We start from the raw sequence: 26,230 nt of genomic DNA on the forward strand, positions 1-26,230 counted from the left end.
TTAGCTAAATTTAATATAAGGAAATCATATATATAGATCAAACTCTCTGCAAACATCATTAAAGTCTAATGGAAATATGACGGCGTTCACAAAGTTCCTTAAAATTTACCTTTAGTTACATATTTTTTCTTTTTGTAACTATATCTTTATATTTGTAGCACTTTCACGGTAGCGAAACGTTAGTTTGAATGGAAAGATGCCTGCAGATACATAAAGACACCAAACTTTCATCAATAGCTCCGTAAATATTTATTGACGAAACTTATTGACGGCAGTGGCAGGTGTCATAAAAAAAACCATGAGGGTAATAAATAATGATGAAGCGCAACATTCTGGCAGTGATCGTCCCTGCTCTGTTAGTAGCAGGTACTGCAAACGCTGCAGAAATCTATAACAAAGATGGCAACAAAGTAGATCTGTACGGTAAAGCTGTCGGTCTGCATTATTTCTCCAAGGGTAACGGTGAAAACAGTTACGGTGGCAATGGCGACATGACCTATGCCCGTCTTGGTTTTAAAGGGGAAACTCAAATCAATTCCGATCTGACCGGTTATGGTCAGTGGGAATATAACTTCCAGGGTAACAACTCTGAAGGCGCTGACGCTCAAACTGGTAACAAAACGCGTCTGGCATTCGCGGGTCTTAAATACGCTGACGTTGGTTCTTTCGATTACGGCCGTAACTACGGTGTGGTTTATGATGCACTGGGTTACACCGATATGCTGCCAGAATTTGGTGGTGATACTGCATACAGCGATGACTTCTTCGTTGGTCGTGTTGGCGGCGTTGCAACTTACCGTAACTCCAACTTCTTTGGTCTGGTTGACGGCCTGAATTTCGCTGTTCAGTACCTGGGTAAAAACGAACGTGACACCGCACGTCGTTCTAACGGCGACGGTGTTGGCGGCTCCATCAGCTACGAATTCGAAGGCTTTGGTATCGTTGGTGCTTATGGTGCTGCTGACCGCACCAACTTGCAGGAAGCTCAGCCTCTCGGCCAGGGTAAAAAAGCTGAACAGTGGGCTACTGGCCTGAAGTATGATGCAAACAACATCTACCTGGCGGCAAACTACGGTGAAACCCGTAACGCTACGCCGATCACTGGCGGCTTTGCCAACAAAACACAAGACGTTCTGTTAGTTGCACAATACCAGTTCGATTTCGGTCTGCGTCCGTCCATCGCTTACACCAAATCTAAAGCGAAAGACGTAGAAGGTATCGGTGATGTTGATCTGGTGAACTACTTTGAAGTGGGCGCAACCTACTACTTCAACAAAAACATGTCCACCTACGTTGACTACATCATCAACCAGATCGATTCTGACAACAAACTGGGCGTAGGTTCAGACGACACCGTTGCTGTGGGTATCGTTTACCAGTTCTAATAGCAGACCTCTTTGTTAAATGCCGAAAAAACAGGACTTTGGTCCTGTTTTTTTTATGCCTTCCAGAGCAATCTCACGTCTTGCAAAAACAGTCGGCGTTTTCATCAGTAATAGTTGGAATTTTGTAAATCTCCCGTTACCCTGATAGCGGACTTCCCTTCTGTAACCATAATGGAACCTCGTCATGTTTGAGAACATTACCGCCGCTCCTGCCGACCCAATTCTGGGTCTGGCCGATCTGTTTCGTGCCGATGAACGTCCCGGCAAAATTAACCTTGGGATTGGTGTCTATAAAGATGAGACGGGCAAAACCCCGGTGCTGACCAGCGTGAAAAAGGCTGAACAGTATCTGCTCGAAAATGAAACCACCAAAAACTACCTCGGCATTGACGGCATCCCTGAATTTGGTCGCTGCACTCAGGAACTGCTGTTTGGTAAAGGTAGCGCCCTGATCAATGACAAACGTGCTCGCACAGCACAGACTCCGGGTGGCACTGGCGCACTACGCGTGGCTGCCGATTTCCTGGCAAAAAATACCAGCGTTAAGCGTGTGTGGGTAAGCAACCCAAGCTGGCCGAACCATAAGAGCGTCTTTAACTCTGCAGGGCTGGAAGTTCGTGAATACGCTTATTATGATGCGGAAAATCACACCCTTGACTTCGATGCACTGATTAACAGCCTGAACGAAGCTCAGGCTGGCGACGTAGTGCTGTTCCATGGCTGTTGCCATAACCCAACCGGTATCGATCCTACACTGGAGCAATGGCAAACGCTGGCGCAGCTTTCCGTTGAGAAAGGCTGGTTACCGCTGTTTGACTTCGCTTACCAGGGTTTTGCTCGCGGTCTGGAAGAAGATGCTGAAGGTCTGCGCGTTTTCGCTGGTCTGCATAAAGAACTGATCGTCGCCAGTTCCTACTCTAAAAACTTTGGCCTGTACAACGAGCGCGTTGGCGCTTGTACTCTGGTTGCTGCTGACAGTGAAACCGTTGATCGCGCATTCAGCCAAATGAAAGCGGCGATTCGCGCTAACTACTCTAACCCACCAGCACACGGCGCTTCGGTTGTTGCCACCATCCTGAGCAACGATGCGTTACGTGCGATTTGGGAACAAGAGCTGACCGATATGCGCCAGCGCATTCAGCGTATGCGTCAGTTGTTCGTTAATACGTTGCAGGAGAAAGGTGCAAACCGCGACTTCAGTTTCATCATCAAACAGAATGGCATGTTCTCCTTTAGCGGTCTGACTAAAGAACAGGTACTGCGTCTGCGTGAAGAGTTTGGCGTGTATGCGGTGGCTTCCGGTCGTGTGAACGTAGCCGGGATGACACCAGACAACATGGCTCCGCTGTGCGAAGCGATTGTGGCAGTGCTGTAAGCGTTAAAACCAATGAAGCCCGCTGAAAGCGGGCTGAGGTTGCTGACAAACGCAGCATTGCCTGATGCGCTACGCTTATCAGGCCTACGCGTCCCCTGCAATATTTTGAATTTGCACGATTTTGTAGGCCGGATAAGGCGCTCGCGCCGCATCCGGCATAAACAAAGCGCACTTTGCCAGAAATCCAGGCCCGCATTGAAAGCGGGCTTTTTTATACGCCTTTACCAGACGGGCATTTCGTCTTGCAGGAAGGGATTATGCAGGCGCTCATAACCAAGAGTGGATAATGGCCCGTGACCCGGAATAAATGTCACGTCATCGCCCAGTGGCAGCAGTTTATCTTTAATCGAAGAGATCAGTTGATTATGGTCACCACGAGGGAAGTCACTGCGCCCTACTCCGCCTTTGAAAATAACGTCGCCAGAAATGAGCAGTTTTGACTGATTATCAAAGAAGACCACATGACCCGGCGTATGCCCAGGGCAATGTAACACCTGTAAAGTCACATTCCCTATGCTGATAGTGTCGCCTTCGTTCAGCCAACGATCCGGCGTTAGTGGCTGACACTCCTCCAGACCGAACATACGGCTTTGCGCAGGCAAGCCTTGCAGCCAGAACTCATCTTCTTTTTCCGGCCCAAGAACCGGCACGCCGTAATGTTGCGCCAGTTCCGCCGCCGCGCCAACATGATCCAGGTGACCATGCGTCAGCAGGATCTGCATTAGCGTCAGGCCGCTGGCATCAACTTCCTGTTTGATTTTTTCCGCATCGCCGCCAGGATCAACCAGTGCAGCCAGGCGAGTTTGTTCACACCAGATCAATGAGCAGTTCTGGGAGAATGCAGTGACCGGAATAATACGATAATTCATACTGCCCCTGTTTTGTTAAGCGATTGTTACCAGTGCCGTGCTGGCCCGGTATCAATATGCACAAAGTTACTACGTGGGTAATATCCTACACCACCTGCACGCATAGATAACGCTGCTTTGCGAATATTGCTTAACGCGACACCTTCAATATGGAAATCCATCGCCTGGCCTTTGGTGTGATAGCTTTTCTTCGCTACCCCACGGCTGTGCGCGCGTAGTTCATTGTTGGTATCAATGGAGCGATAACCGGAAATGAGTTGCACCGGTTTGCGGGTGCCTAACAGCCCTTGCAGGCGATACAACTGGTCGAATAATCCTGGGTCGATGGACTTTATTTTGTTCGCGCGGAAATCGCGGAAAAAATGGTTTAGTTTTGCCAATTCTTCCTGAATATAGCCTCTGCCATCGAAAAACTCCGCTTTAATGGACTCTCCGGTATGGAGATTGTTGAGTGTCAAAATACGCGGACGTGGGGTAGAGAGTGTCGCAAACGCAGGGGTCGGCAAGATGGCGGCACCAAGTGCAACGCCACCAAGCGCCAGCAGTTTACGGCGATTAGCGTCGAATTTGTCCATGATAATCAAGTCTACAGGTCAATGTTATCGTTTATATGCACTTCTGGCGCACAAGAGGCACCTTAACCGCGCATAAAGCTAACGTCAAGATGACTCAATCCCAGCAGTGATGGGGGCTAGCGAGAATAGCCCCCAATTTTGCCAATTATTACGACAACTGATTTACCCGAACTACTTCATTTATCTGATTAATTGTTCCGCTTTCGATACAATTTGCGAGCTGGATCGCGCAGGCAGATCATAATTGTAAATATCTGTACGATATTGAGTACGACCATCTGCACCGACAAAAGCGGTCAGGTAGTAGAGATTAACCGGGATCGACTGACGGATATTGACGTAACGGGTATCTCCCTGCTTCAGGGCGTCGGAAATACGCTTGTCATTCCAGCCTGCATCCTGCAACAGCATATTTGCCAGATCAGATGCCTTATTCACCCGCACACACCCTGAGCTTAACGCGCGTGTATCACGCTTGAACAGATTGTGATTAGGCGTGTCATGCAAGTAGATAGCGTCTGAACTCGGCATATTAAATTTATACCGTCCTAGCGAATTTCGTGGGCCAGGAGCTTGCTGGAAGCGGAACGGTAAATTCGAGGCGGTAATCGTTGACCAGTCAACCTGCCACGGATCAATCGCTTCTTTGCTGTTCCAGCCGCGCATCACCGTATAGCCATGACTTTCCAGATAACCCGGATCGTTACGCACTTTCGGCAGAATATCTTTGCGTGCCAGCGTCGGCGGTACGTTCCACGGCGGATTCACCACCACATTGTTTAAAGCACTGCTCATCATCGGTGTTTTGCGGTCAGGACGGCCGACAATCACCCGCGAGTCCAGCACCTGATTACCGTTCTGGTAATAGACCAAAGAATAGGCGGGTATATTGACCATGATGCCAGTAGAAAGCTCCGCAGGCAGCAAGCGTAAACGCTGGATGTTGAGTGCCAGCACACCTGCACGCTGGGCTGGCGTTACATTTAACCAGTCCCGCGTTGCCGGACCAATAGCGCCATCGGCCCCCAATCCTTGCCATGCCTGAAAACGTTTAACGGCTTCCACCAGCTCATTATCGTAGGCAGCGCGTACGGCTGGCGCAGGTTTACTGCGAGCCGTAGTTTGCCTGTCCATCGGCTTAGTTTCTGCTGTTTCGACGGCAACGGCGGACGGACTCACGACTGCATCTGCGGGTGTTTCATCGCCAGGGAGCGCAATTTTCGGCCCGCCTTCGAGCATTCCCGTTCGCTGCAAAATCTCGCGCAGTGCTGGTACATCATTACTCCACTGGCCAGGACGCAGCGTTGCTTTACCGGTCAGTTGTGGCCACGGTTTCGTATCGCTGAGTAAGGTCAATAAAGATTCATGCATCGCGGCATATTGCGGATGCTGCGGAGCCAGTCCTGCAACAAACGTTGGCAACTGACCATTATTTAGCGCCACCTGCCATTGGTTAATGACCGAGAGCGGTGGTGTAGAGAGCGCATAAGGTTTACTGCTGTACAACCAGTGCGTACCTTTGACCGGAATGTTGGCAACGAAATGGAGATAGCCCAGCATTGCATCCGACAGCACTACGTCGCGTGCCAGACCGTTAACGCCAGGATCAGTCAGTAACTCTACCCATTTATTAAACTGCGGCTGAAAACCGGCAATCGCCACTTCCGCCAGTTGCTGCTGGAAGGCTTTTACCGCATCACGGTTTTCCCACATAGGCTGCATGTCACGTGCGGCATACAGCAGTTGAAGCTGGTTAAGATAAACCGGCTTATAACCTGCGGGTAATTGAGATTCGATTTGTGTGCGAGCGTTTTCCGCCGCACCCTCTGGTAGCGGCTGAAGTCCCGCCATAATTGCCGTAGCTTGCGCTTGCGGCAGTGCATCTCCCTGTTCGCTAACAGCCACCGGGCTGTCGCCAGGGATTACTTCAGGCTCATCAGCCTGCACACTGAACAGTGGAGCGAATGTTACGGCCAGACACAAACTTATTGCCGAAAGCCGACGACCACACATCATGTTAAGCAACATCCCTTGCCCCCTGTTTTTATCATACTTTGAATAGCCAGGCTGCTTTTCTCTACTTGCCTGTACAACGCCAATACTCACGAAAGTATGACGAGCAAGCCTGTTACTTATCAGGCTTACCTTCAGTATATAAACACCGATACGTTTTTACACAACCTAATGTAAAGAAGTTTAAAGAAAAGCGCGCCGTAATGCGGCATTTTTTTAGTGCAGAAACGGAGTTTTCTGAAAAAGGCGACATCGCTGCCGCCTTAATCTTAACTTGCCTGGGAAGACGCTTCGTCAGCCCCTGGAAGCATTTCTGGAAGCTGCGGCGCAAAGCCACGTAAACCAACCACATGAACGTGCTCGGTATTCTGGAATACCTTACGTACCAGTTTGTAGGTGGTGCCTTTCTCCGGGCTAATATTTTCTGGCGCCGCGATGATGAGCTGCATTTGCAAACGCTCACACAATTCAAACAGCGTGGCGATAGAACGAGCATCCAGTCGCGCTGCTTCATCGAGGAACAGCAGGCGGCAAGGAGAAATGTCTTTACCGCGCAGTCGGCGTGATTCATCTTCCCAGCTCTGTACCACCATCACCAGAATCGACATACCTGTACCAATTGCTTCACCGGTAGATAGTGCGCCCGATTCCGCACGCAACCAGCCATCGGAACCACGGTTAACCTCAACTTCCATCTCCAGGTAGTTGCGGTAATCCAGCAGTTCTTCACCAATGGTCTGCGGTGTGCGCTGGCCCATATCAATCTGCGGGTTAAGACGCTGATACAGTTTCGCCAGGGCTTCCGAGAAGGTCAGACGGTTGCTGTTAAATAGATCCTGATGTTGTTCATGCTGTTCAGAAAGGACATCCAGCAGCATGGCGTGAGTTTCACGCACGTTCACGTTCAGACGCACGCTGTTCACCTGACCGAACGAAACGTTCTGCAATCCCTGGTTGAGCATACGGATGCGGTTCTGCTCGCGCTGAATGGTTTTACGAATGATGTTTGCCACGCTGCGGGAACTGATCGCCAGTTTCTGTTCGCGGGAAGTTAACTCTTCGGTCAGACGGCTAAGTTCGATTTCCATCTGCTCGATAGCTTCAACCGGATCATCGGTACGAATAATATCCTGACGAATACGTTCACGCAGATGCTGGTAAACCGCCACGAAAAACTGAATTTTACGTTCCGGACGTTTTGGATCTTCCGACATACGCAGCACGTCGCGTAGATGTTCGTTATCCGCTACCGCCAGACGCAGCGCACCTAACGCCTTATCCGACATGGAACGCAAATCATCAGCGGAGAGATAAGCCAGCTCGCGACGGTGCAAGCGACGCTCAACACCGTTATCTTTCACCATGCGCATGACTGCACACCAGCCCGCTTTGGCGGTCACCACCTGCTCGCGCATCTCAAAGTAATCACGTTCCAGCTTGCGCAGTTTGCGGGTCAGGTTGTCCATCTCCGCTTCGCAGAAGGTAAGTGCTTTTTCCAGTTGGTTGCGACGAGAACGGTTATTGCTCAGTTGCGCATGTAGTTCGTCACGGCGAATGCGCGCCCGTTCTTCTGCCCCGCTATCGGCACGCACACCGATATCCTGCAATTCGCGTTGCAGATCGTTAAGCAGCTCTTTTTTGGTGTCGTAAGAACTTTTCAGCGAGGCCAGTACCTGGTTGTACTGGCTCAACTGCGCTGCATGACCACGCAACGCTTCACGAGCGCGGGTACGTTCCGCCTCTGCCTGCTCCAGACGTTCACGCAGTTTTTCGTTGAGATCGCTGTTACCGCTGAGCATTTCTGCCGAGTCGGAGTAGCTAAAGTGCGCACGACGCTGCACAACTTCAGTCAGGGCAAATGCCTGCTGACGGGCATCGCGCTGCATCTGCTGGGAGTACGCGTAATCTTCTTTTAACTGTTCGAATTGTTCAGGGTCGCTCTGCAATACTGAAACCATCGGCTCCAGTTTCGCCAGTTGATTACCGAACTGCTGAACAAAACGCGCGGCTTCCTGGGCTTCATCCAGACGTTCGCGGATTTCATCGACGCGATCTGCCAGGCTGTCATCAGCCAGCAGGTTGAGACGCGGCAGAATGCGGTTCAGCGCGGTAACGCCCTCTTTCGCCTGCTCAAACTGAATACGCTGCTGCTGGTTATCATTTTCATGATTACTCAGCGCACGCTCCAGCTCGACGCGACGGCTGTTGAGTTGGCGGATTTCGGCTTCCGGATCGGACTCAAACGCCACCGCCAGATGGCTGCCGATAAAGCGGCTAAATGCCTGATGCAAACGCTGGGTTTTCTGTACATCAAAGGAGAGCGTAGCAAAACGTTCAGAGAGCACTTCACGCTCAGCATGAAGGCTTTCAATGCGGCTTTCGCGCGCCGCACGACCAAACAGAGGAACTTCCGGGAAGCGAGAGTAACGCCACTGACGGTCGGCAACTTTCACCACTACCGCTTTTTCCAGCTCATCAACGCTGAACACGCTGTCATCGAACGACTGCGGATCACCTTCGATCAGATAGAGATCTTCCGGGCAATCGGTTAAACCTTCCAGTTGTTCGGCAATCTGCGACAGATCCGGCACGACGATCGCGTGACGAGACGGGCCATATAGCGCAGAGAAGTACGGCGCGTCTTCAAGGCTAACGTCGTCATAAATTTCTGACAGCAGCACGCCGCCAAAACGTTCTGCCAGCGCATTCAGGCGCTGATCTTCAGAGCCGCCCGGCTGGCTTAAACGCTCAATCTCTTCGTCAACGGCGTTTTTGCGTGCCCCCACTTCGTCACGTTCAACAATCGCTTCGCGCTCACGCTCCAGCAACTGTTGCATGTATTCAGTGACGTCCTGGCTGGAAGTGAACTCTTCACCGCACTGCTCACTCAACTGATTGAGGCTGTTTTGCGCCGCCAGCCAAACCGGCGCACGCTGCATCAGACTCTGAATGCGTGATTGTAGTTGTTCCTGTTCCTGACGCAGCGCCATGCGCTCTTCACGGGCGTTAGACACGCTGTCAGAAAGAGAGGCAATGCGCGCTTCCAGCTCCTGATGCAGGGCTTCCAGTTCGTCGATATCGAAATTCTTGCCCTGACGTTTGCAGAATTCTGCCAGCAGGCGTTCGGCTTCTTGCTGCTCGCGCAGACGCTGTTCCAGTTCGCTTAAGCGCATCCGCAGCGGCTGAACCTGTTCTGCCAGGTGGCGCTGATCGACCCCTTCGCGCAGCAGTTCGCGGGCGACCTCCCACGCTTCGTTACGCGCCAGCGGACCGTTGATTGCTACTACCAATTGATAAGCCTGCTCAAACTGGCTGTGCGCGGTTTGCGCCATGCTCATTTTCTGCTCAAGAGAGAGCATTTTTTCGGTCGCTTCCAGCTCTTTCGCCTGGAAGGTTTCCAGCCATTCGGCGGCGCTGTCGGCGGTTAAGTCCGGCAGATGACACAATTCTTTGGCACGATTAAGCGCAGCAATCGCCTGGTTGTACTGGATCGCGCGCGTTTGCTGGACGTCCAGCGCCTGCTGGTAGTCAGCAAGCTGGCTTTTCAGCTCATCCACTTCCAGTTCGGCGGCTTCCGCACGCGCTTCGTTCTCTTCCTGGCGCTCGATGGCTTCTGCCACCACTTCGTTTTGCTCTTCCAGACGGATCTGCAGCTCATCGAGATCCGCTTCGTAACGTTCGATCTTTTCCTGCTGACGCAGTGCAGTCTGCACCAGGTTCAGGTGATCGCTGGCCGCCTGATAATCCGCTTCCAGATCGCCTTCGGCACCGTTGTGCTCTGCCAGCTCACGCGCCATATCGACGTGTTTGTACTGCTCCGCCGCCAGTTGCTGACGCGAAGTGTGTAGCTCACGACGAAACTCCAGAGCTTTGTCGAGATGGACACGGCGCTCGTTGGCGTGACGCATGTAGTCCGCCGCCACGTAGTTGGTGGCTTCGCTAATCAGATGCTTGAACAAGTCACGGTCAGACTGGGTGACACGAATCGCTTCCAGCGTCATGCGGTTTTCACGCAGCGCCGCTTCCATGTCCTGGAACGCTTTACGCACACCGCTGTTTTCTGGCAGCAGGTAGTCGCGCAGAGAACGGGTAATGGCGCTGGAAATACCGCCGTACAGCGAGGCTTCGATCAGACGATAGAATTTACTACGATCAGAAGCAGAACGCAGACGACGCGCGATGATGCCCAGATCGAACATCAGCGAATGGTAATCGGTGATGGAGTTGAACTGCTTAAACTGCACGCCTTCCATCGCTTCGAGTTTGTCTTTCAGCTCGTTAAGCGGCAGCACGCGCGCCTGACGTTCGTTCAGGGTTTCGGTCACCAGTTGCGTCGGCTGCACCGACATCGGCAGCCCCTGAATGGCAAACGGTTTGATATCAACTTTACGATCGCGCCCGGCAACCTGTTGTAGACGCACACCAACCACCACGCGCTGGTGGCGCGAGTTGATGGTGTCGAGCATTGAATAACAGACACCCGCTTTTAACTTACCGTGCAGGCCTTTATCGCGCGAACCGCTGGTGGCTCCGGCTTCCGTGGTGTTACGAAAGTGCAACAAGGTCAGGTCGGGGATAAGCGCCGTAACGAACGCCGCCATGGTGGTTGATTTACCCGCACCATTACCGCCGGAAAGCGTCGTGACCAACTCATCAAGGTCAAAGGTACGGGCAAAAAAGCCATTCCAGTTAATCAGCGTCAGTGAGCGAAATTTACCGCGTTCAATCATTATTCTTCCTCTCCGCTATCTGGCTGATTCTCTTCAGTTTCGTCGTTGAGTTGCAGGTGGTTTTCCAGCGACATAGCTTCACCATCGCGAATCAGGCGACGCTGGGCTTCGCGCGGATCGTCGCCCGCACGGACATCCGCACCGAAACGGAACACCGATTCAGTAATGCGGAACTTGCTGCTGTCGTGCCCCATAAACCACACCATGCCTAAGCGGCGCAGACGGTTGAGCGAAGAGCGTACTTTTTCCTGCAACTTCTGGCGATCCACGTCCGAACCGGTAGAACGATTGTTTACCAGTTTCAGCAGTTTCGCTTCATCAGCCAGGGTGAGCAGTTCATCATACAGTTCCTGCTGAGTAAAAATCCCCTCGTTCGCCAGCCGTTCCGGGCTGAGATAGAGATAACAGAGGATTTTCCCGACCATCATGTCCAGTTCCGACAATACGGAGCGCGGGATAATAGTGGTAGAACGTGGGCGCAAATAGAAAAAACCTTCCGGCGCGCGAATAAGCTCCACGTTATAACGTGCGTAAAACTCTTCCAGATATTCCTGAAAATCCATCAGGAATGCATGATTATCCAGTTCGTCGAGGCCAATATGACGGCCTGAACGTAAGGCGCTATCCAGCGCCGGAAATAACGGATTCGCCAGTGCCTGCGCCAGCTTAACCGGCATCACTTGTTCAATATTTGTCGATGACATGCGCCTGTACCTTGGCTCCGTAATCATTAATCGGCTGCCATTTCGCTGGCAGTCCGGTGAAATCTGCTTGCGCTACGCCGAGGCGTACCGCCTGATCAATAACAATACGCGCAACGTCAAAGTGACGCGCACGTGGATACTGCGCCAGATATTCGCGTACCACCAGACCAAGATCCAGCGGTACTTGTCTGGTTTTGTACACGGCGAGCTGTTCTTCGATGATCGCCGCCAGTTGTTCGCGGATCTCGTTGAACTCTTCGTACTCTAAATCTGGCGGAAGCTCCCCGGTCACTTCTTCGTCGCGCAGCGCCATCTCTTCGTCACGCATATCCAACAGACGATCGGCATTAGCGTAAGTCAGCGCCCACGGTTCATCAAAATAGGTTTGTACCGACTGACGTAACCGCTGAGCAAAGACGCGGTTTTTATCCATATCGATAGCAGTACGGATAAATTTGTGTACGTGGCGATCGTAGCCAATCCACAAGTCGATAGATTGCTGTCCCCAGCTGATAATACGATCGAGCTTACTTTGCAGATCGAACACCAGACTATCGACAAAATGCAGATCGTCATGCGTCATGGTCGCATCCTGGATGCGCAACAGGTTAGCCTGCAATTTGTCACCTGCCGCTTCCAGCGTATCCTGCAATTCACGCAGCGTACCGGAGGTTTCTGAAAGCAACAATTCGCAGCTGGAGATCGCCGCGCGCCAGTCTTTATTCAGCAACTGAGCGATGTCATCTTTCACCTGCTGCTGCTGCTCATCCATCAGACGTTGCGTTAGATCGATGCTGTCGAAAATTTCTGCTACCGAATATTTCAGCGGAGCATAGACATTGCGGTGCCAGTGAAACTCATCGCCGCCCTCTTCTGCCGCGTCCGCCGCACGCTTCAGTTCGCCTGCAACGATCGACAACTGCATAGAAAGACGTAGCGTAGAAAACTCACGCTGACGGATGTAGTAGTCAGTAATGCCGATGCCGAGCGGCGTCAGACGATATATAGCATTCCCTTCCGCCTGCTCACTGGTAAAGCGGTTCAGCAGACGTTGACGCACCATGTCGTTGATCGCGTTGTTGGCGCGCACGCCGATGGTTTCGCTGGTTTGCTCAAACGCATCACTCACATGGCGGAATGCATCCACCAGCTCGCCTTCACTCATCTCACCATCCAGACGCTCGCCATTCAGCGTGGCAACCGCCAGCAGAAAAGAGAGTCGGTCTACCGGCAGCGAGATGGAGAAGTCATTTTTTCTGGCCCAGGCAACCAGTTCGGGGACTGTCTGGGAAAATTCACTCATACTTTATCCTTGCTCTGCGGTTTGCGCGCGGTGACATGAATATAACGCCCCAGGCTGATATACGGTTCCTGACGGCAATAACGCGTTTCTAATTCAAGTAATGCTTCGTAGCAGTCGCGCTGCTGGTGCTTTTCACGCAGATAATCATGAAACACGCGAACGCCGGTTTTACCCATAATTTGCCATCCAGCTTCTTCCAGCCACTGATATACCTGCGCCGGGTCGCGTGGATAGTCTGGCGAAAGCGTCCGTTTTTTCTTTTTCGGCATTCCCGCCTGCACGTAATCAAAATTCCCTGCGACCATGTTATGCATCAGCAAGCCATGCGCATTGTAGAACATTAATGACAACACGCCGCCTGGGCGCAACACTGACCACAACGTTTGCAATACGCTGCGGGGATCAGCCACCCATTCCAGCACCGCATGGAACAATATCAGATCAACGGGCGTTTCCAAATGCGAAGCAACGTCCTGAGCGGCGCAATGTATAAATTGCATGTTGTCGCTCACACCTTTAGCGTCTGCCGCCTGCTTTGCGCGGTCGATCATCTGGGCGGAGAGATCGCATAAAATGACCTGATGCCCTCGTTCGGCCATTTTGATCGCGGTCTGTCCTTCTCCACCACCGGCATCCAGCACACGCAGTTTTTGCGGTTCCATATCCACCAGCACACGATCGAGATCCTGCCACAGAATAGCCTGTCGAAGCTGTCCTTTGGTGGTGCCGTAAATGTTACGGGAAAACTTTTCCGCAATGTCATCAAAATTACGATCCTGCATTGCTTTCTCCACCGGTTGGCTAAGACGTTTTCTGATAAAGGCGCTATTTTGTCACAGCCACGGCGAGAATGAACCCGTCTGGTGTAATATCACTGTCGATCCCTCGCTATATGGTTAAAAAAGGAACCAGAAAGGATGCTTTTTACACTGAAAAAAGTGATTGGCGGTATGCTGCTGCCGCTTCCGCTAATGTTGTTGATTATCGGTGTGGGTCTGGTGCTACTGTGGTTTAGCCGTTTTCAAAAAACTGGAAAGATATTTATTAGCGCAGGATGGTTGGCGCTTTTGTTATTAAGTTTGCAACCGGTAGCCGACCGCCTGCTGCGTCCCATCGAAAGCACTTATCCGACATGGAATAATGCACAAAAAGTGGACTATATCGTGGTGCTCGGAGGTGGTTATACCTGGAACCCGCAGTGGGCACCAAGTTCAAATTTAATCAATAATAGTTTGCCGCGCCTGAATGAAGGTATTCGTTTATGGCGCGAGAATCCGGGATCAAAAATGATCTTCACGGGAGGCGTAGCAAAAACCAATACGGTGAGTACAGCGGAAGTAGGTGCCAGAGTGGCGCAATCGCTGGGCGTGCCGCGTGAACAAATTATTACGCTGGATTTGCCAAAAGATACCGAAGAAGAAGCAGCCGCAGTGAAACAGGCCATTGGTGACGCCCCTTTCCTGCTGGTGACATCTGCGTCTCATTTGCCGCGCGCGATGATCTTTTTCCAGCAGGAAGGCCTGAATCCGCTGCCAGCCCCGGCGAATCAGCTGGCAATCGACTCGCCGCTTAATCCGTGGGAACGGGCAATTCCCTCTCCGGTCTGGTTGATGCATAGCGACCGTGTAGGCTATGAAACGCTTGGTCGCATCTGGCAGTGGCTGAAAGGTTCGTCAGGCGAGCCAGGGAAGGAGTGATTTTGATGCCAGATCGAAGTTGCGCCGACTAAACCGTCCAGTATTGACCAGTTGCGCAACTTCATCCCATAACACATACAGCCAACGCCGCCAGATGAAAGACTCCGCCACTGGCGCGCGTTGCAGGTAACTCCAGAGTAAATCTTCTGCCAGAGTGTTATCCATCAACCGGAACAGCTCATACTCACGTGGCGCCCAAAGCATGAGGCCCGGCCCTACCATCGCCAGTAATTGATCGCTACGAGAATCTTTCAACATGCTGCGCAAACAGAAATTGCCATGAATCAGCACACAATTGTCGTTAAAGCCTTCAAATAAGGCCGGAAGGCATTCGCGAGTGCGGAACAGGATACGCTTATCCTGCATCGTTAGTCCGGTGTTATGGAACTGATTGAGCGTGGTCCATAGCACTTCAACATGTTGCCGATACCAGGAGGGCCAGAAATTTTCCTGAGTGTTGTCGACTGCGCCGACGCAACCTCGACTGTCCTGTCGATGCCAGGCCAGCAGAGCTTCAACAATTTGCTCTTTCAGATGCTCCCAGCGTTCCGGTGTACGCGCGGGAGCTTCTACAGAAACACCACGCATCCGCTCCAGTAACAGGACATCGGGGCCAGGATGTTCTTCATGTGTCATCACGCCATAGATGGTTGGCATACGAACAGTCCCGCTGCGCGCCAGCATGGTGGTCTTCCATGCCAACTGGCGGGCTTGGCCTGGCGTACTAAAGCTTCTCGCCATTAACGGCATTGGGTTTCCCTGGCTGTCATACAAAGCCCACAACGCCGTATCCGCTTTTTCATTGACGCACTCAATACGACTGAGTTTTTCGCCCAGTAAATGGCTTAATTCGGCACGCAGCTGTTCCATTCAGATTACCCTCATAAAAGCTACTGCCTTCATAATGAGCGCCAATGTAAAAGATGTCACCTGAATGAGATCAATTGTTGAAAAGAAAAATGAGGAAAATCGTAACGGTACGACACTCCCCCCAAAATCAGGTGGAGTGTCGTGAAATCAGCTTAGAGCATTTCAGCGCGAACGCGCTCGAGATCTTCAGGGGTATCCACTCCTGTACCAGGAACTTCCTGGGCAACAGCAACGTGGATTTTTTCGCCGTACCACAGTACGCGAAGCTGCTCTAACATTTCGATGTGTTCTAACGGACTTGGCTGCCAGGTGACGTAACGACGGATAAAGCCTGCACGGTAGCCATAAATACCAAGATGACGCAGGAAGTTATCACCAACGGTTTCCAGACCTTTTGCAAAACGGTCACGATCCCACGGAATGGTAGCTCGTGAGAAGTAAAGCGCATAACCTTCAGCGTCAAGCACCACTTTAACCGCATTCGGATTAAAGGCTTCTTCCGCACTGTGGATGGGTACAGCCAGAGTAGCCATGCCTACTTCACGCTGGGCGAGATTATCAGCAACCTGACGAATGATTGTCGCAGGGATCATTGGCTCATCGCCCTGCACATTAACAATCACCGTGTCGTCACTGAACGCGCATTTTTCGACAACTTCCGCCAGGCGTTCGGTGCCTGACTGATGATCGGCGCGCGTCATGCACACTTCCCCTCCTGCCGCTTCAACAGCGCGGGCAACATCTTGATGATCGGTTGCGACAATGATGCGATCGGCTCCTGATTCGCGGGCGCGTTCAAGAACATGAACGATCATCGGCTTACCGTTAATATCGACCAACGGTTTACCAGGCAGACGCGTAGAAGCGTAGCGTGCAGGAATAATCACCACAAAACTCATGATTTACTCTCATCAGCAGTCAGCACGCGGGCTTCCGTTTCCAACAGCACAGGGATGCCATCGCGCAGCGGGAAAGCCAGGTTATCCAGTTTGCAAATCAGTTCTTGTTTTTCCTGGTTATACCAAAGTTTGCCGTTGCAAACCGGGCAGGCAACGATTTCAAGCAGACGATGATCCATAGTTCCTCCAGATGGATCGGGTTATGAATGCATAAATCTTATCATAATCATTTATGCCCAGGGGGCTATTTCCCAGCCTGTGCGGCAATCACTAAAGAGACCGTGTGGGCAGCGCCCTAATGTCACTCGCGTTGCCTGCTGCCAGCCAGCAAAATCGGTAATCGCCTGGCGTAATCCTTTTTGAAGAGAAGCAGTCAGTTTGATGCCATCCTGTAACCAAAGGGCGATAACTTCAAGGACGCCCGTCTGGCGATGCATTTTAGCATCCATTCGCCCGACTAATTGTCCACGATGCAGTAACGGCAGAACGAAATAGCCATACTGGCGTTTCGGTGCCGGCGTGTAGCATTCCAGCCGGTAGCTAAAATCAAAAAGCTGCTCTGCGCGTTTGCGATCCCAGACGACAGGGTCAAAGGGTGACAGTACAGTGCTATGCGTCGCGGTGAGTTTCCCCGCGAGAGCTGTTTCGAGAAGAGGCAACAAATCAATATGCAGCCAGAGTTGTCCTAACCTCTCCACATTTACGGGGATAATTTTCCGCTGTTCAGCACGCACATCACGCCAGGCAGCCAGCGCCGGGCGTTTAAGGCGATAGTAATCCGCCAGCCACTGTTCGCGGAATATTCCCAGGCTACGCGCACTGTTATCCAGCATAGTGATTTCTGCTTCTGTTTGCGAAACGAGGTCACACTTATCATCCCAGTGCGGCATGACACGATGGGTTAAATCATAAACGCGCTGGAAATTACGCCGTTCAATCACCATCACCTTTCCAGCAGTAAACAGCCCTTCCAGATGGCGTTTATGCGGCTTCCACTCCCACCAACCGCTTGCCCCTTTGCGGGGATGAGCAAAATCGGCTGAACGTACGGGTCCGTTATCCTGAATGTACTGAAGTAACTGTTCAATTTCTTCTGCATGTTCCCGCATCCAGGCGTCTTGATATTTCCAGCCCATTTTTTCTGGCGCCAGCATCCGGTGGCGAATGAGATGAAAATCACTACGTGGCATAAAGCAGGCTTCATGCGCCCAGTATTCCATTAATTCGCCATGCGCCAGCGACTCGTCCAGCCACTGCGGAGGATAATTACCCAGACGACTAAAAAGCACCAAATAAGGGCTGCGAGCAACGATATTGATAGTGTCGATTTGCAGCAAGGACATGCGGGAGATAGCTGCCAGAACATCTTGCGGCAACGCGCGACGACGAGATTTTTTTAACAGACCTTGCGCAGCGAGATGAAGATTACGTGCATCAGCAAGAGAGATATACGGCAGCGTCATTCATGGCTCCATCAATTGAACGCTGCTGCTGCGAATTAGTTGCCAGAAGCCAGCGAGGAAAGTTGCGCGAGCAGTTTCTCTGGCTCAGCGCCCGAAAACTGTGCGTCAACGGGCAAATACCACCAATTTTCTTCTGCAAAGCCCCGGCATTTCACCGCATCTTTTTCAGTCATAACCAGTGTTTGCCCGGCACTTAACAATGCGCTGACATCTGCATGATTCAAAGACTGATGATCGGACAACGGCACACATTTTTCCGGTTGCACACCACACATCTTCAGCGTGGCAAAAAAGCGCGGCGGATGACCAATCCCCGCCATTGCCACCACATGTTCAAGTTGTGCAACATCACAACGAGCACCGGTACGCAAATTCACCGCCTGACCCGGCAGCAGATGCATGGGGATTTCACCGCTGCGGGGGACACCGCCGTTGACGATTACCGCATCAACCGACTTTAAGCGCCCCGCTCGCTCACGCATTGGCCCCGCCGGCAACCACCAGCCATTGCCAAAGCGACGCACACCATCAATAACGACGATTTCCACATCACGCGCCAGACGATAATGCTGTAAACCGTCGTCGGTTACGATGAGCTGCACATCAGGATGTTGCGCCAGAATGGCTTTTACCGCATCAGAACGGACGGGAGAAACTGCAACAGGCGCGCCAGTACGCTGATAAATCAGCACCGGTTCATCACCCGCCTGTGCTGTGGTGGTCTCTGCCGACAATAACATCGGATACGACTCGGCCTTACCGCCATAGCCCCGGGATACAACACCAACACGAATACCACGTTTTTGCAGTTGTTCTACCAGCCAGACAACGACCGGGGTTTTCCCGTTGCCACCTGCGGTGAGATTACCGACCACCACAACTGGCACCGGGGCACGCCATGCGCGCTTCAGTTTTAGTTTATAGCAAAGACGGATAGCGCCACTCACCAGGCCATACAACCAGGAGAGTGGCAGCAACAGCCGCCACAAAGGAGATTCACCAGACCAGATTTTTTCGATCATTGACCAAATTGCATTTTGTGAAGTTGCGCGTAGACACCACGGTGCTCAAGCAAATCGTTATGCGTGCCGCGTTCCACAATGACACCATCCTCAACGACCACAATTTCGTCTGCCTTTTCAATGGTAGACAAACGGTGAGCAATCACCAGTGAGGTACGGTTTTTCTGTAGCTCGTCAAGCGCCGCCTGAATCGCACGTTCGGATTCTGTATCCAGCGCCGAGGTGGCTTCATCAAGGATCAGAATCGGGCTGTCACGCAACAAAGCTCGAGCGATAGCGATACGCTGGCGCTGACCGCCAGAGAGCAACACGCCGTTTTCACCAATCACCGTATCAAGACCGTTATCCATCTTATTGATAAAGTCCATGGCATAAGCCATACGCGCCGCTTCTTCAATTTGCTCACGGCTGTACTGGTCTGTACGTGCGTAAGCAATGTTGTTGGCAACCGTATCGTTAAACAAATGGACATTCTGCGATACCAGTGCAACCTGGTTACGCAATGACGCCAGGGTATACTCGCGCAGATCGTGACCATCCATCAGGATTTCGCCTTCATCAATATCGTAGAAACGCGTGATCAAGCTGGCGATTGTTGATTTACCTGAACCAGAACGTCCGACCAGAGCGACCGTTTTCCCTGCCGGAATTTTTAGGTTGATGTTACGCAGAGCGGGAACTTCACGCCCCGGATAGGTAAAAGTGACATTGCGAAATTCGACGTCGCCGATTGCTCGTTCAATCTCGCGTTTACCTTCGTCTTTCTCCTGTTCACTATCCAGAATGGTAAACAGCGTCTGACAGGCCGCCATACCACGCTGGAATTGGGCGTTAACGTTGGTCAGCGATTTCAGCGGACGCATCAGTGCAATCATCGAAGAGAAGACAACGGTAATCGTACCTGCTGTCAGGCTATCCATTACACTTGGGAAGCTCGCTGCATACAGAACAAACGCCAGCGCCAAAGAGGCAATCAGCTGAATGATTGGGTCAGAGATAGAAGAGGCTGATACCATCTTCATTCCCTGCAAACGCATCTTGTTGCTGACCTTATCAAAACGCTTCGTTTCCACTTCCTGGCCGCCAAAAATCAGCACCTCTTTGTGGCCTTTCAGCATCTGTTCTGCACTGGTGGTCACCTGCCCCATGGTGTTCTGCATGTTTTTACTGATGCTGCGAAAACGCTTCGATACGATACGAATCGCAATCGAGACGATCGGCGCCAGCACAATTAAAATGATCGACAACTGCCAGCTGTAATAGAACATCATGGCGAACAGACCGATAATGGAAGCACCTTCACGCACCACCGTAATCAGCGCGCCGGAAGACGACGAAGCAACCTGTTCAGAATCGTAAGTAATACGTGAAAGCAGTGTCCCAGTTGACTGTTTGTCAAAAAATGACACCGGCATTCCCATCATGTGACCAAACAGGCGGCGACGCATAGTCATTACCACTTTTCCTGATACCCAGGAGATGCAGTAACTGGAAATATAACTGGTGATACCACGTAAAATCATCAGCCCAATAACCACCAGCGGCATCCACATCAGCACGGAGCGATCGGTTTTACCAAAGCCATCATCGAGAAGTGGCTTAAGGAGCGATAACATGAAGGTATCGCTGGCTGCGTTGAGAATTAACGCTATGCCCGCCACGATCAGACCCGCTTTAAAAGGCGCAATGGTTGGCCACAGTCGGCGGAATGTCTGCCACGTAGAGAGATCTTTGTCGTTATGCATTCAAAAAACCAGCATTTGTTGAAATAGCCGCATATTCTACCCGTTATCCACTGGCACGCCAAACCACTGATGATACCAACGAGGTAAAATTTGCTCTCTTAGGCTGCGTACCTGCCAGCCTTGCGCTGAAAAATCGACGGTTATTTGCCCCTGATGCGGGGTGTCAACCCATTGATATCCCTGAAGTTGATAGCGTCTTTTAACTTTACTGGAGGGTAGTCGCCATGCGTTATAGCGCGATGCCGATGCCAGTGCCACTTTTCCATTCACACGCTGAATTAATGGCAATGATGATGAGGTATTACTGCCATGATGGGGCACCTGAAGTAATGTTGCCTGCACGTGTTGCCAGTAACGACTTAGCATTTTTTGTTCAGCGAATGCTTCAATATCACCGGTTAAAAGAATGCTATACGTTCCGTCATCAATCTTAACCACACAGGAATGGTTATTTCCTTTATCGTTGCTACCTTGTAAAGGCCAGTGTGCGCTAAAACGTAATCCTTGCCACTGCCACGCTTCACCACGCATACAGGGCTGATGATGTTCCCAGTTTAAAGGACTTCTGACCCATAACGTCGGCCAGACATGTAATATCGAGTCCAGCCCTCCCCGATGATCCAGATGCTCATGACTCAGAATGACGCCTTCCGGTTCAAGGTTATGCCAGCGTAGCCAAGGGACAATCAGTTGTTGCCCGCTGTCACCTTCTGGCCAGGCGAGCCCCGTATCATAGAGAATCGCTTTGCCGTTTCGCGCAATTACCATTGCCAGCCCTTGCCCGACATCAAGCATATACACTTGCCACTCGTCAGGTCGAGGTTTTTGCCACAGCGGCCAGCACATCAGCAAGCCCCCAGCCACACACATTGCTGGCAACGTTCGCCAGGCGTTTAATCGCCATACCACCAGTAAGAACCATGGGGAAAATGATAGCCATTGCCAACGTTCAGCAATGTTGATCCACCCTTCCGGCAAACTCTTTAACCCCCAGAAAAGTAAAGCCAAAGACCGGTCGGCAAGAAACCATAACCCTTGCTCCAGGATTAACGGCCCGCTTAAATGCACAACCATAGCGGCGAGGATCAACGGAACCGTGATAAATGTCACCAAGGGAATTGCAAATAGATTTGCAATAAACGAGGTCAGGCTAATGCCATGAAATATGACTATTTGCACTGGCATGAGCAGAAGCGTTATTCCCAGTTGCAGATGGATGAAGGAAACAATAGCGCGCAATACTGGCGGCAGCGACCAGACCGGACAGGGAAACCACTGATACCAAAAAATCAGCGCCGCCACCGCTGCAGCAGAGAGCCACAAACTTTGCGAAAGGATGGCAACAGGATCCATTAGTAATATTGCCGCAAGGCAGCATAACCAGACATCCCAGCCACGCCATTGTCGCCCACTTAACTTAAGCATTCCCCACGTTGCAAGCGCCACGATAGTACGCAGTGCCGGAGGTTGCATACCAGTCAACCAGGCATAAAAAGCGGCACAGCAAATTCCGCCAATTAATGGCATCTGCCAGTGGATCCAATGACCAGGGAGGAAAATTTGCCCAACGCGAATGAGCCCGGCTGCCAGCAACGCCGCAAAAGCGATGTGCAATCCCGATATCGCCATTAAATGCGCTGTACCAGTATTGCGCATAATATCTTTGATTTCTTTGGGCACAGATAACCGTTCACCCATACCTAAGCCAAGAATCACCGCTTTCCACAGATAAGGTTGCAGGGTCGTTTGCAAAGAGGCCAGATATTGCGCCCGCAGACTACACCCCGGTTCAATGATTCTTGCCTGAAGAAAACGCCCGGTTAGAGGCTGGTGCTGGGCAATAGCATAACGCTGGCTGTCAAAGCCGCCATCATTAAGCTGACCGTGAACCGCACGAACTCTGAGTTTCATTGACCATTGTTGTCCGGCACAAACCGCTTGTGGCAGATACTCGCCATACAGCACGATGCCTGGCGCAGGGAAAAGACGTCGACCTTGTAGATGGGTAATTTGAGCGTAATGAGTGGTCATGCCGTCAGTTGCAGTAATCTCGACAATTGCATCCTGCGTCGCGCCAGTTAAGGTTTCTCCTGCCCACAAAATTTGCTTTGCCGCCAATACGCCCCAAAGGAAAAACAGCAATGTTAGCGTGAAATAACGAACGGCTTTTACAGGAATAAATGCCAGTACGCCGGCAAAGACAGTCAGACACGCAAGGGGTAATGTTCCAGGCAATTGCGGCAAAATCAGCAGCGGAAAAATTCCGCAAATAATGCATACACCGACTGTCGTTATTTTCATGCACCCCTCCCTGTTTTTGGAAAGTGTGCAACTTTGTTGAACGGTTGTCTGGCGGGAGTTTTGCGTTCCCCGAGACGGGTTCAGAAGAATTTAACGGAAAGGTGAAAACTACACAAAACTCTGCGAGGCAGCTTCCAGTTCCAGATTACAGAAATGAAAAAAGCACCCGACAGGTGCTTTTCTCGCGTTCAAGTTTGAGTGAAAACTTAACCGTAAATATTGGCGCGATCGCGCAGTTCTTTTCCTGGTTTAAAGTGAGGAACGTATTTTCCTTCCAGTTCTACTTTATCGCCAGTCTTCGGATTACGTCCGGTACGTGGTGCGCGGTAGTGCAAAGAGAAACTGCCGAAACCGCGGATTTCAATACGCTCGCCCTGCGCAAGAGTCGAGGCCATATGCTCCAGCATCTCTTTTACTGCATCTTCAACCGTCTTAGCGGGAATGTGCGATTGCTGGTTGGCAAGTCTTTCTATCAATTCTGACTTGGTCATGATTCCTCCGGTTCCTTAAAGGCAAATTAAGCGGCTGCTGTTGCTGCATTGATTAAGGGCGGCCGTAGCCGCCCTTAGTGCTTGATTACAGGACGAAACCTGCAATCTGTCAAGTAAACTCAACAAACTTCGGAATAAAAATCCCGAAGAGTCAGAGAATTACTCGCCTTTAGCTGCTTTGAAAGCTTCAGCCATTGCGTTGTTGGAGAAGTTTGCATCTTCCTGTTTGTTAACAGTTGCGATTGCATCTTTCTCGTCAGCTTCGTCTTTCGCACGAACAGACAGGCTGATTGCGCGGTTTTTACGATCAACGCCGGTGAATTTAGCTTCAACTTCGTCGCCAACGCTCAGAACCAGGGTAGCGTCTTCAACGCGGTCACGGGATGCTTCAGAAGCACGCAGGTAACCTTCAACGCCGTCAGCCAGTTCTACGGTTGCGCCTTTAGCGTCAACTGCAGTTACTTTACCAGTTACGATAGCGCCTTTCTTGTTCAGAGCAACCCAGTTGTTGAACGGATCTTCTGCGAGCTGTTTAACGCCCAGGGAGATACGTTCACGTTCTGCGTCAACTTGCAGAACAACTGCAGCGATTTCGTCGCCTTTTTTGTATTCACGAACTGCTTCTTCGCCTGCAACGTTCCAGGAGATGTCAGACAGGTGAACCAGGCCGTCGATGCCGCCGTCCAGGCCGATGAAGATACCGAAGTCAGTGATAGACTTGATTTTACCTTCAACACGGTCGCCCTTGTTGTGGGTTTCCGCGAACTGCTGCCACGGGTTAGCTTTGCACTGTTTCAGACCCAAGGAGATACGACGACGTTCTTCGTCGATATCCAGAACCATAACTTCCACTACATCGCCAACGTTAACAACTTTGGACGGGTGGATGTTTTTGTTGGTCCAATCCATTTCGGAAACGTGTACCAGGCCTTCAACGCCTTCTTCGATTTCAACGAAGCAGCCGTAGTCGGTCAGGTTGGTCACGCGACCAGTCAGTTTAGTACCTTCCGGATAACGTTTAGCGATAGCTACCCACGGATCTTCGCCCAGCTGTTTCAGGCCCAGGGATACACGGGTACGTTCGCGGTCGAACTTCAGCACTTTAACAGTGATTTCGTCGCCCACGTTGACGATTTCGCTCGGATGCTTAACGCGTTTCCAGGCCATGTCAGTGATGTGCAGCAGGCCGTCAACGCCGCCCAGATCAACGAATGCACCGTAGTCAGTGAGGTTCTTAACGATACCTTTAACTTCCATGCCTTCCTGCAGGTTTTCCAGCAGCTGATCGCGCTCTGCGCTGTTTTCGGATTCGATAACGGCACGACGAGAAACAACAACGTTGTTGCGCTTCTGATCCAGCTTGATTACTTTGAATTCAAGCTCTTTGCCTTCCAGGTGCAGAGTGTCACGCACCGGACGAACGTCTACCAGAGAACCAGGCAGGAACGCACGAATACCGTTCAGCTCAACAGTGAAGCCGCCCTTAACTTTGCCGTTGATAACACCGGTAACAGTTTCAGCATCTTCGTAAGCTTTTTCCAGCGTGATCCAGGCTTCGTGACGTTTAGCTTTCTCACGGGACAGCAGAGTTTCACCGAAGCCGTCTTCTACTGCGTCCAGAGCAACGTCAACTTCGTCACCTACCTGGATTTCCAGCTCGCCCTGGGCGTTTTTGAACTGCTCAGCCGGGATGGCAGACTCAGATTTCAGACCAGCGTCAACCAGTACTACGTCTTTGTCGATAGCAACAACAACGCCACGAACGATAGAACCCGGGCGGGTTTCGATTTCTTTTAAGGACTCTTCAAAGAGTTGAGCAAAAGATTCAGTCATGTTTAATCTTCAGGTTTATATTTAACGTCCACCTGGCTCCGTGCCGGATGGGGTTGTTTAACATACCCGCTGTCATTCCATTGCAACGGGGGTACTGCAAATTCGGTCGCTTATGCGAGAGCCAATTTTTGGCGCGCGTAGTGTAACGCTTTTTCAATTACTTGCTCAATGCTTAAGGTGGTGGAATCCAACACTAAAGCATCGGCTGCCGGAACCAGTGGCGCTACCGCTCGGTTACGATCGCGGTCATCGCGTTCTTTGATCTCGGCCAAAAGGCGTTCAAAGTTAACACTAAAGCCCTTCTCCTGCAACTGTAGCATTCGGCGATGCGCACGTTCTTCCGAAGAGGCGTCAAGGAATATTTTCACTGGCGCATCAGGGAATACCACTGTTCCCATGTCGCGGCCATCGGCAATCAGGCCAGGCAATTCGCGAAACGCACGTTGGCGACGCAATAATGCTTCACGAACGCGTGGGAATGCCGCGACTTGTGAAGCGGCATTCGCCACTTCCTGAGTACGAATTTCACCGCTGACATCTTCCCCTTCGAGGATCACTTCCAGATTGCCATTGGTTGACACAAAACGTACATCCAGGTGGGATGCCAGCGGCACCAGAGCGTCTTCTGACGCCACATCAACATGGTGATGTAATGCCGCCAGCGCCAGTACGCGATAAATTGCACCCGAGTCCAGCAGATGCCATTGCAACGCTTCCGCCATAGCCTTACACAAGGTGCCTTTCCCTGCACCGCTTGGGCCATCAATGGTAATAACCGGGGCAATTGCCGTCATCTTTATCTCCTTAAAACAGGCGTACCGTTAACATAACCGCGCGCATTATACGCGCCGACGCCACAAATCGTTAACGCTGTGTGCAAAAACCAGTTTTGTCTGTATTCAGATGGGGATTTATTGCGCAATTATAGCGGGCTGGCAGAAGACCAGCCCGAAAG

Annotated in this window: 20 protein-coding genes; 3 read left to right on the forward strand and 17 right to left on the reverse strand. The window is 51.4% G+C overall.

Annotated features, from left to right (window positions below):
- The first annotated feature begins 314 nt into the window (after positions 1-314).
- Together ompF and aspC are read left to right on the forward strand one after the other, a co-directional pair.
- The gene (gene ompF / locus A7098_RS21815) at positions 315-1,385 is read left to right on the forward strand and encodes a porin OmpF (protein WP_105281406.1); all 1,071 of its coding nucleotides are present in this window, start codon (positions 315-317) and stop codon (positions 1,383-1,385) included.
- 184 nt (positions 1,386-1,569) lie between these two features.
- Entirely contained in the window at positions 1,570-2,760 is a 1,191-nt protein-coding gene (aspC, locus tag A7098_RS21825; RefSeq protein WP_032225483.1) for an aspartate transaminase, read from the forward strand.
- Positions 2,761-2,981: 221 nt separating this feature from the next.
- Here the strand turns inward: aspC and gloC are convergent, their stop codons facing one another.
- The 7 genes from gloC to cmoM all read right to left on the reverse strand — a co-directional run bounded on the left by gloC (position 2,982) and on the right by cmoM (position 13,736).
- Positions 2,982-3,629, reverse strand: a complete 648-nt coding sequence (gloC, locus tag A7098_RS21830; RefSeq protein WP_001109462.1) for a hydroxyacylglutathione hydrolase GloC — start codon at positions 3,627-3,629, stop codon at positions 2,982-2,984.
- A 26-nt stretch (positions 3,630-3,655) separates the two neighbouring features.
- Positions 3,656-4,204 (reverse strand): YcbK family protein, encoded by a 549-nt coding sequence (locus A7098_RS21835; protein WP_001516120.1) that lies wholly within the window; start codon positions 4,202-4,204, stop codon positions 3,656-3,658.
- 180 nt (positions 4,205-4,384) lie between these two features.
- Entirely contained in the window at positions 4,385-6,232 is a 1,848-nt protein-coding gene (ldtD, locus tag A7098_RS21845) for a L,D-transpeptidase (RefSeq protein WP_000926032.1), read from the reverse strand.
- 254 nt (positions 6,233-6,486) lie between these two features.
- Complete coding sequence (gene mukB, locus A7098_RS21850; RefSeq protein WP_032225484.1) at positions 6,487-10,947, reverse strand: chromosome partition protein MukB; 4,461 nt, start codon at positions 10,945-10,947, stop codon at positions 6,487-6,489.
- Positions 10,947-11,651 carry a chromosome partition protein MukE gene (mukE, locus tag A7098_RS21855; protein WP_010344468.1) on the reverse strand — a complete coding sequence of 235 codons (705 nt, stop codon included), beginning with the start codon at positions 11,649-11,651 and terminating at the stop codon, positions 10,947-10,949. The genes mukB and mukE overlap by 1 nt, the downstream gene beginning before the upstream one ends.
- Positions 11,632-12,954, reverse strand: a complete 1,323-nt coding sequence (gene mukF, locus A7098_RS21860; protein WP_001288859.1) for a chromosome partition protein MukF — start codon at positions 12,952-12,954, stop codon at positions 11,632-11,634. Before mukF ends, mukE begins: the two co-directional genes overlap by 20 nt.
- Positions 12,951-13,736: a tRNA uridine 5-oxyacetic acid(34) methyltransferase CmoM gene (gene cmoM / locus A7098_RS21865; RefSeq protein WP_010344470.1), complete on the reverse strand. Its 786-nt coding sequence runs from the start codon at positions 13,734-13,736 to the stop codon at positions 12,951-12,953. The genes mukF and cmoM overlap by 4 nt, the downstream gene beginning before the upstream one ends.
- Positions 13,737-13,871: 135 nt before the next feature.
- Here cmoM and elyC point away from each other — a divergent pair, with 135 nt between their 5' ends.
- Complete coding sequence (elyC, locus tag A7098_RS21870) at positions 13,872-14,651, forward strand: envelope biogenesis factor ElyC (RefSeq protein ID WP_105281407.1); 780 nt, start codon at positions 13,872-13,874, stop codon at positions 14,649-14,651.
- Here elyC and A7098_RS21875 read toward each other — a convergent pair.
- The 10 genes from A7098_RS21875 to cmk all read right to left on the reverse strand — a co-directional run bounded on the left by A7098_RS21875 (position 14,628) and on the right by cmk (position 26,069).
- Positions 14,628-15,521 carry a YcbJ family phosphotransferase gene (locus A7098_RS21875; protein WP_000436930.1) on the reverse strand — a complete coding sequence of 298 codons (894 nt, stop codon included), beginning with the start codon at positions 15,519-15,521 and terminating at the stop codon, positions 14,628-14,630. The two genes, elyC and A7098_RS21875, sit on opposite strands and share 24 nt — an antisense overlap.
- A 152-nt stretch (positions 15,522-15,673) precedes the next feature.
- Positions 15,674-16,420 (reverse strand): 3-deoxy-manno-octulosonate cytidylyltransferase, encoded by a 747-nt coding sequence (gene kdsB / locus A7098_RS21880; RefSeq protein ID WP_000011598.1) that lies wholly within the window; start codon positions 16,418-16,420, stop codon positions 15,674-15,676.
- Positions 16,417-16,599, reverse strand: a complete 183-nt coding sequence (gene ycaR / locus A7098_RS21885; protein WP_000350069.1) for a protein YcaR — start codon at positions 16,597-16,599, stop codon at positions 16,417-16,419. Before ycaR ends, kdsB begins: the two co-directional genes overlap by 4 nt.
- Before the next feature lie 51 nt (positions 16,600-16,650).
- On the reverse strand, positions 16,651-17,883 hold the full coding sequence (gene ycaQ / locus A7098_RS21890) for a crosslink repair DNA glycosylase YcaQ (protein WP_105281408.1): 1,233 nt from the start codon (positions 17,881-17,883) through the stop codon (positions 16,651-16,653).
- Positions 17,884-17,918: 35 nt separating this feature from the next.
- Entirely contained in the window at positions 17,919-18,905 is a 987-nt protein-coding gene (gene lpxK, locus A7098_RS21895; RefSeq protein WP_032225489.1) for a tetraacyldisaccharide 4'-kinase, read from the reverse strand.
- The gene (gene msbA / locus A7098_RS21900) at positions 18,902-20,650 is read right to left on the reverse strand and encodes a lipid A ABC transporter ATP-binding protein/permease MsbA (RefSeq protein ID WP_000551251.1); all 1,749 of its coding nucleotides are present in this window, start codon (positions 20,648-20,650) and stop codon (positions 18,902-18,904) included. Before msbA ends, lpxK begins: the two co-directional genes overlap by 4 nt.
- A gap of 36 nt (positions 20,651-20,686) precedes the next feature.
- Positions 20,687-22,951, reverse strand: a complete 2,265-nt coding sequence (locus A7098_RS21905; RefSeq protein WP_105281409.1) for a ComEC family protein — start codon at positions 22,949-22,951, stop codon at positions 20,687-20,689.
- A 206-nt stretch (positions 22,952-23,157) separates the two neighbouring features.
- Positions 23,158-23,442 (reverse strand): integration host factor subunit beta, encoded by a 285-nt coding sequence (gene ihfB, locus A7098_RS21910; protein WP_000167328.1) that lies wholly within the window; start codon positions 23,440-23,442, stop codon positions 23,158-23,160.
- A gap of 159 nt (positions 23,443-23,601) precedes the next feature.
- Positions 23,602-25,275: a 30S ribosomal protein S1 gene (gene rpsA / locus A7098_RS21915; protein ID WP_000140327.1), complete on the reverse strand. Its 1,674-nt coding sequence runs from the start codon at positions 25,273-25,275 to the stop codon at positions 23,602-23,604.
- A 110-nt stretch (positions 25,276-25,385) separates the two neighbouring features.
- A complete protein-coding gene (gene cmk / locus A7098_RS21920; RefSeq protein WP_000125014.1) occupies positions 25,386-26,069 on the reverse strand; it encodes a (d)CMP kinase in 684 nt (227 codons plus the stop codon).
- Between the last annotated feature and the right edge of the window lie 161 nt (positions 26,070-26,230).

This window comes from Escherichia sp. MOD1-EC7011 (assembly GCF_002965005.1).
GTDB lineage: Bacteria > Pseudomonadota > Gammaproteobacteria > Enterobacterales > Enterobacteriaceae > Escherichia > Escherichia ruysiae.

Bases quoted from the DNA above. Each gene is read 5' to 3' on its own strand.
- ompF (WP_105281406.1), top strand. From the start codon at position 315: ATGATGAAGCGCAACATTCTGGCAGTGATCGTCCCTGCTCTGTTAGTA.
- aspC (WP_032225483.1), top strand. From the start codon at position 1,570: ATGTTTGAGAACATTACCGCCGCTCCTGCCGACCCAATTCTGGGTCTG.
- gloC (WP_001109462.1), bottom strand. From the start codon at position 3,629: ATGAATTATCGTATTATTCCGGTCACTGCATTCTCCCAGAACTGCTCA.
- A7098_RS21835 (WP_001516120.1), bottom strand. From the start codon at position 4,204: ATGGACAAATTCGACGCTAATCGCCGTAAACTGCTGGCGCTTGGTGGC.
- ldtD (WP_000926032.1), bottom strand. From the start codon at position 6,232: ATGTTGCTTAACATGATGTGTGGTCGTCGGCTTTCGGCAATAAGTTTG.
- mukB (WP_032225484.1), bottom strand. From the start codon at position 10,947: ATGATTGAACGCGGTAAATTTCGCTCACTGACGCTGATTAACTGGAAT.
- mukE (WP_010344468.1), bottom strand. From the start codon at position 11,651: ATGTCATCGACAAATATTGAACAAGTGATGCCGGTTAAGCTGGCGCAG.
- mukF (WP_001288859.1), bottom strand. From the start codon at position 12,954: ATGAGTGAATTTTCCCAGACAGTCCCCGAACTGGTTGCCTGGGCCAGA.
- cmoM (WP_010344470.1), bottom strand. From the start codon at position 13,736: ATGCAGGATCGTAATTTTGATGACATTGCGGAAAAGTTTTCCCGTAAC.
- elyC (WP_105281407.1), top strand. From the start codon at position 13,872: ATGCTTTTTACACTGAAAAAAGTGATTGGCGGTATGCTGCTGCCGCTT.
- A7098_RS21875 (WP_000436930.1), bottom strand. From the start codon at position 15,521: ATGGAACAGCTGCGTGCCGAATTAAGCCATTTACTGGGCGAAAAACTC.
- kdsB (WP_000011598.1), bottom strand. From the start codon at position 16,420: ATGAGTTTTGTGGTGATTATTCCTGCACGCTACGCTTCTACGCGTCTG.
- ycaR (WP_000350069.1), bottom strand. From the start codon at position 16,599: ATGGATCATCGTCTGCTTGAAATCGTTGCCTGCCCGGTTTGCAACGGC.
- ycaQ (WP_105281408.1), bottom strand. From the start codon at position 17,883: ATGACGCTGCCGTATATCTCTCTTGCTGATGCACGTAATCTTCATCTC.
- lpxK (WP_032225489.1), bottom strand. From the start codon at position 18,905: ATGATCGAAAAAATCTGGTCTGGTGAATCTCCTTTGTGGCGGCTGTTG.
- msbA (WP_000551251.1), bottom strand. From the start codon at position 20,650: ATGCATAACGACAAAGATCTCTCTACGTGGCAGACATTCCGCCGACTG.
- A7098_RS21905 (WP_105281409.1), bottom strand. From the start codon at position 22,951: ATGAAAATAACGACAGTCGGTGTATGCATTATTTGCGGAATTTTTCCG.
- ihfB (WP_000167328.1), bottom strand. From the start codon at position 23,442: ATGACCAAGTCAGAATTGATAGAAAGACTTGCCAACCAGCAATCGCAC.
- rpsA (WP_000140327.1), bottom strand. From the start codon at position 25,275: ATGACTGAATCTTTTGCTCAACTCTTTGAAGAGTCCTTAAAAGAAATC.
- cmk (WP_000125014.1), bottom strand. From the start codon at position 26,069: ATGACGGCAATTGCCCCGGTTATTACCATTGATGGCCCAAGCGGTGCA.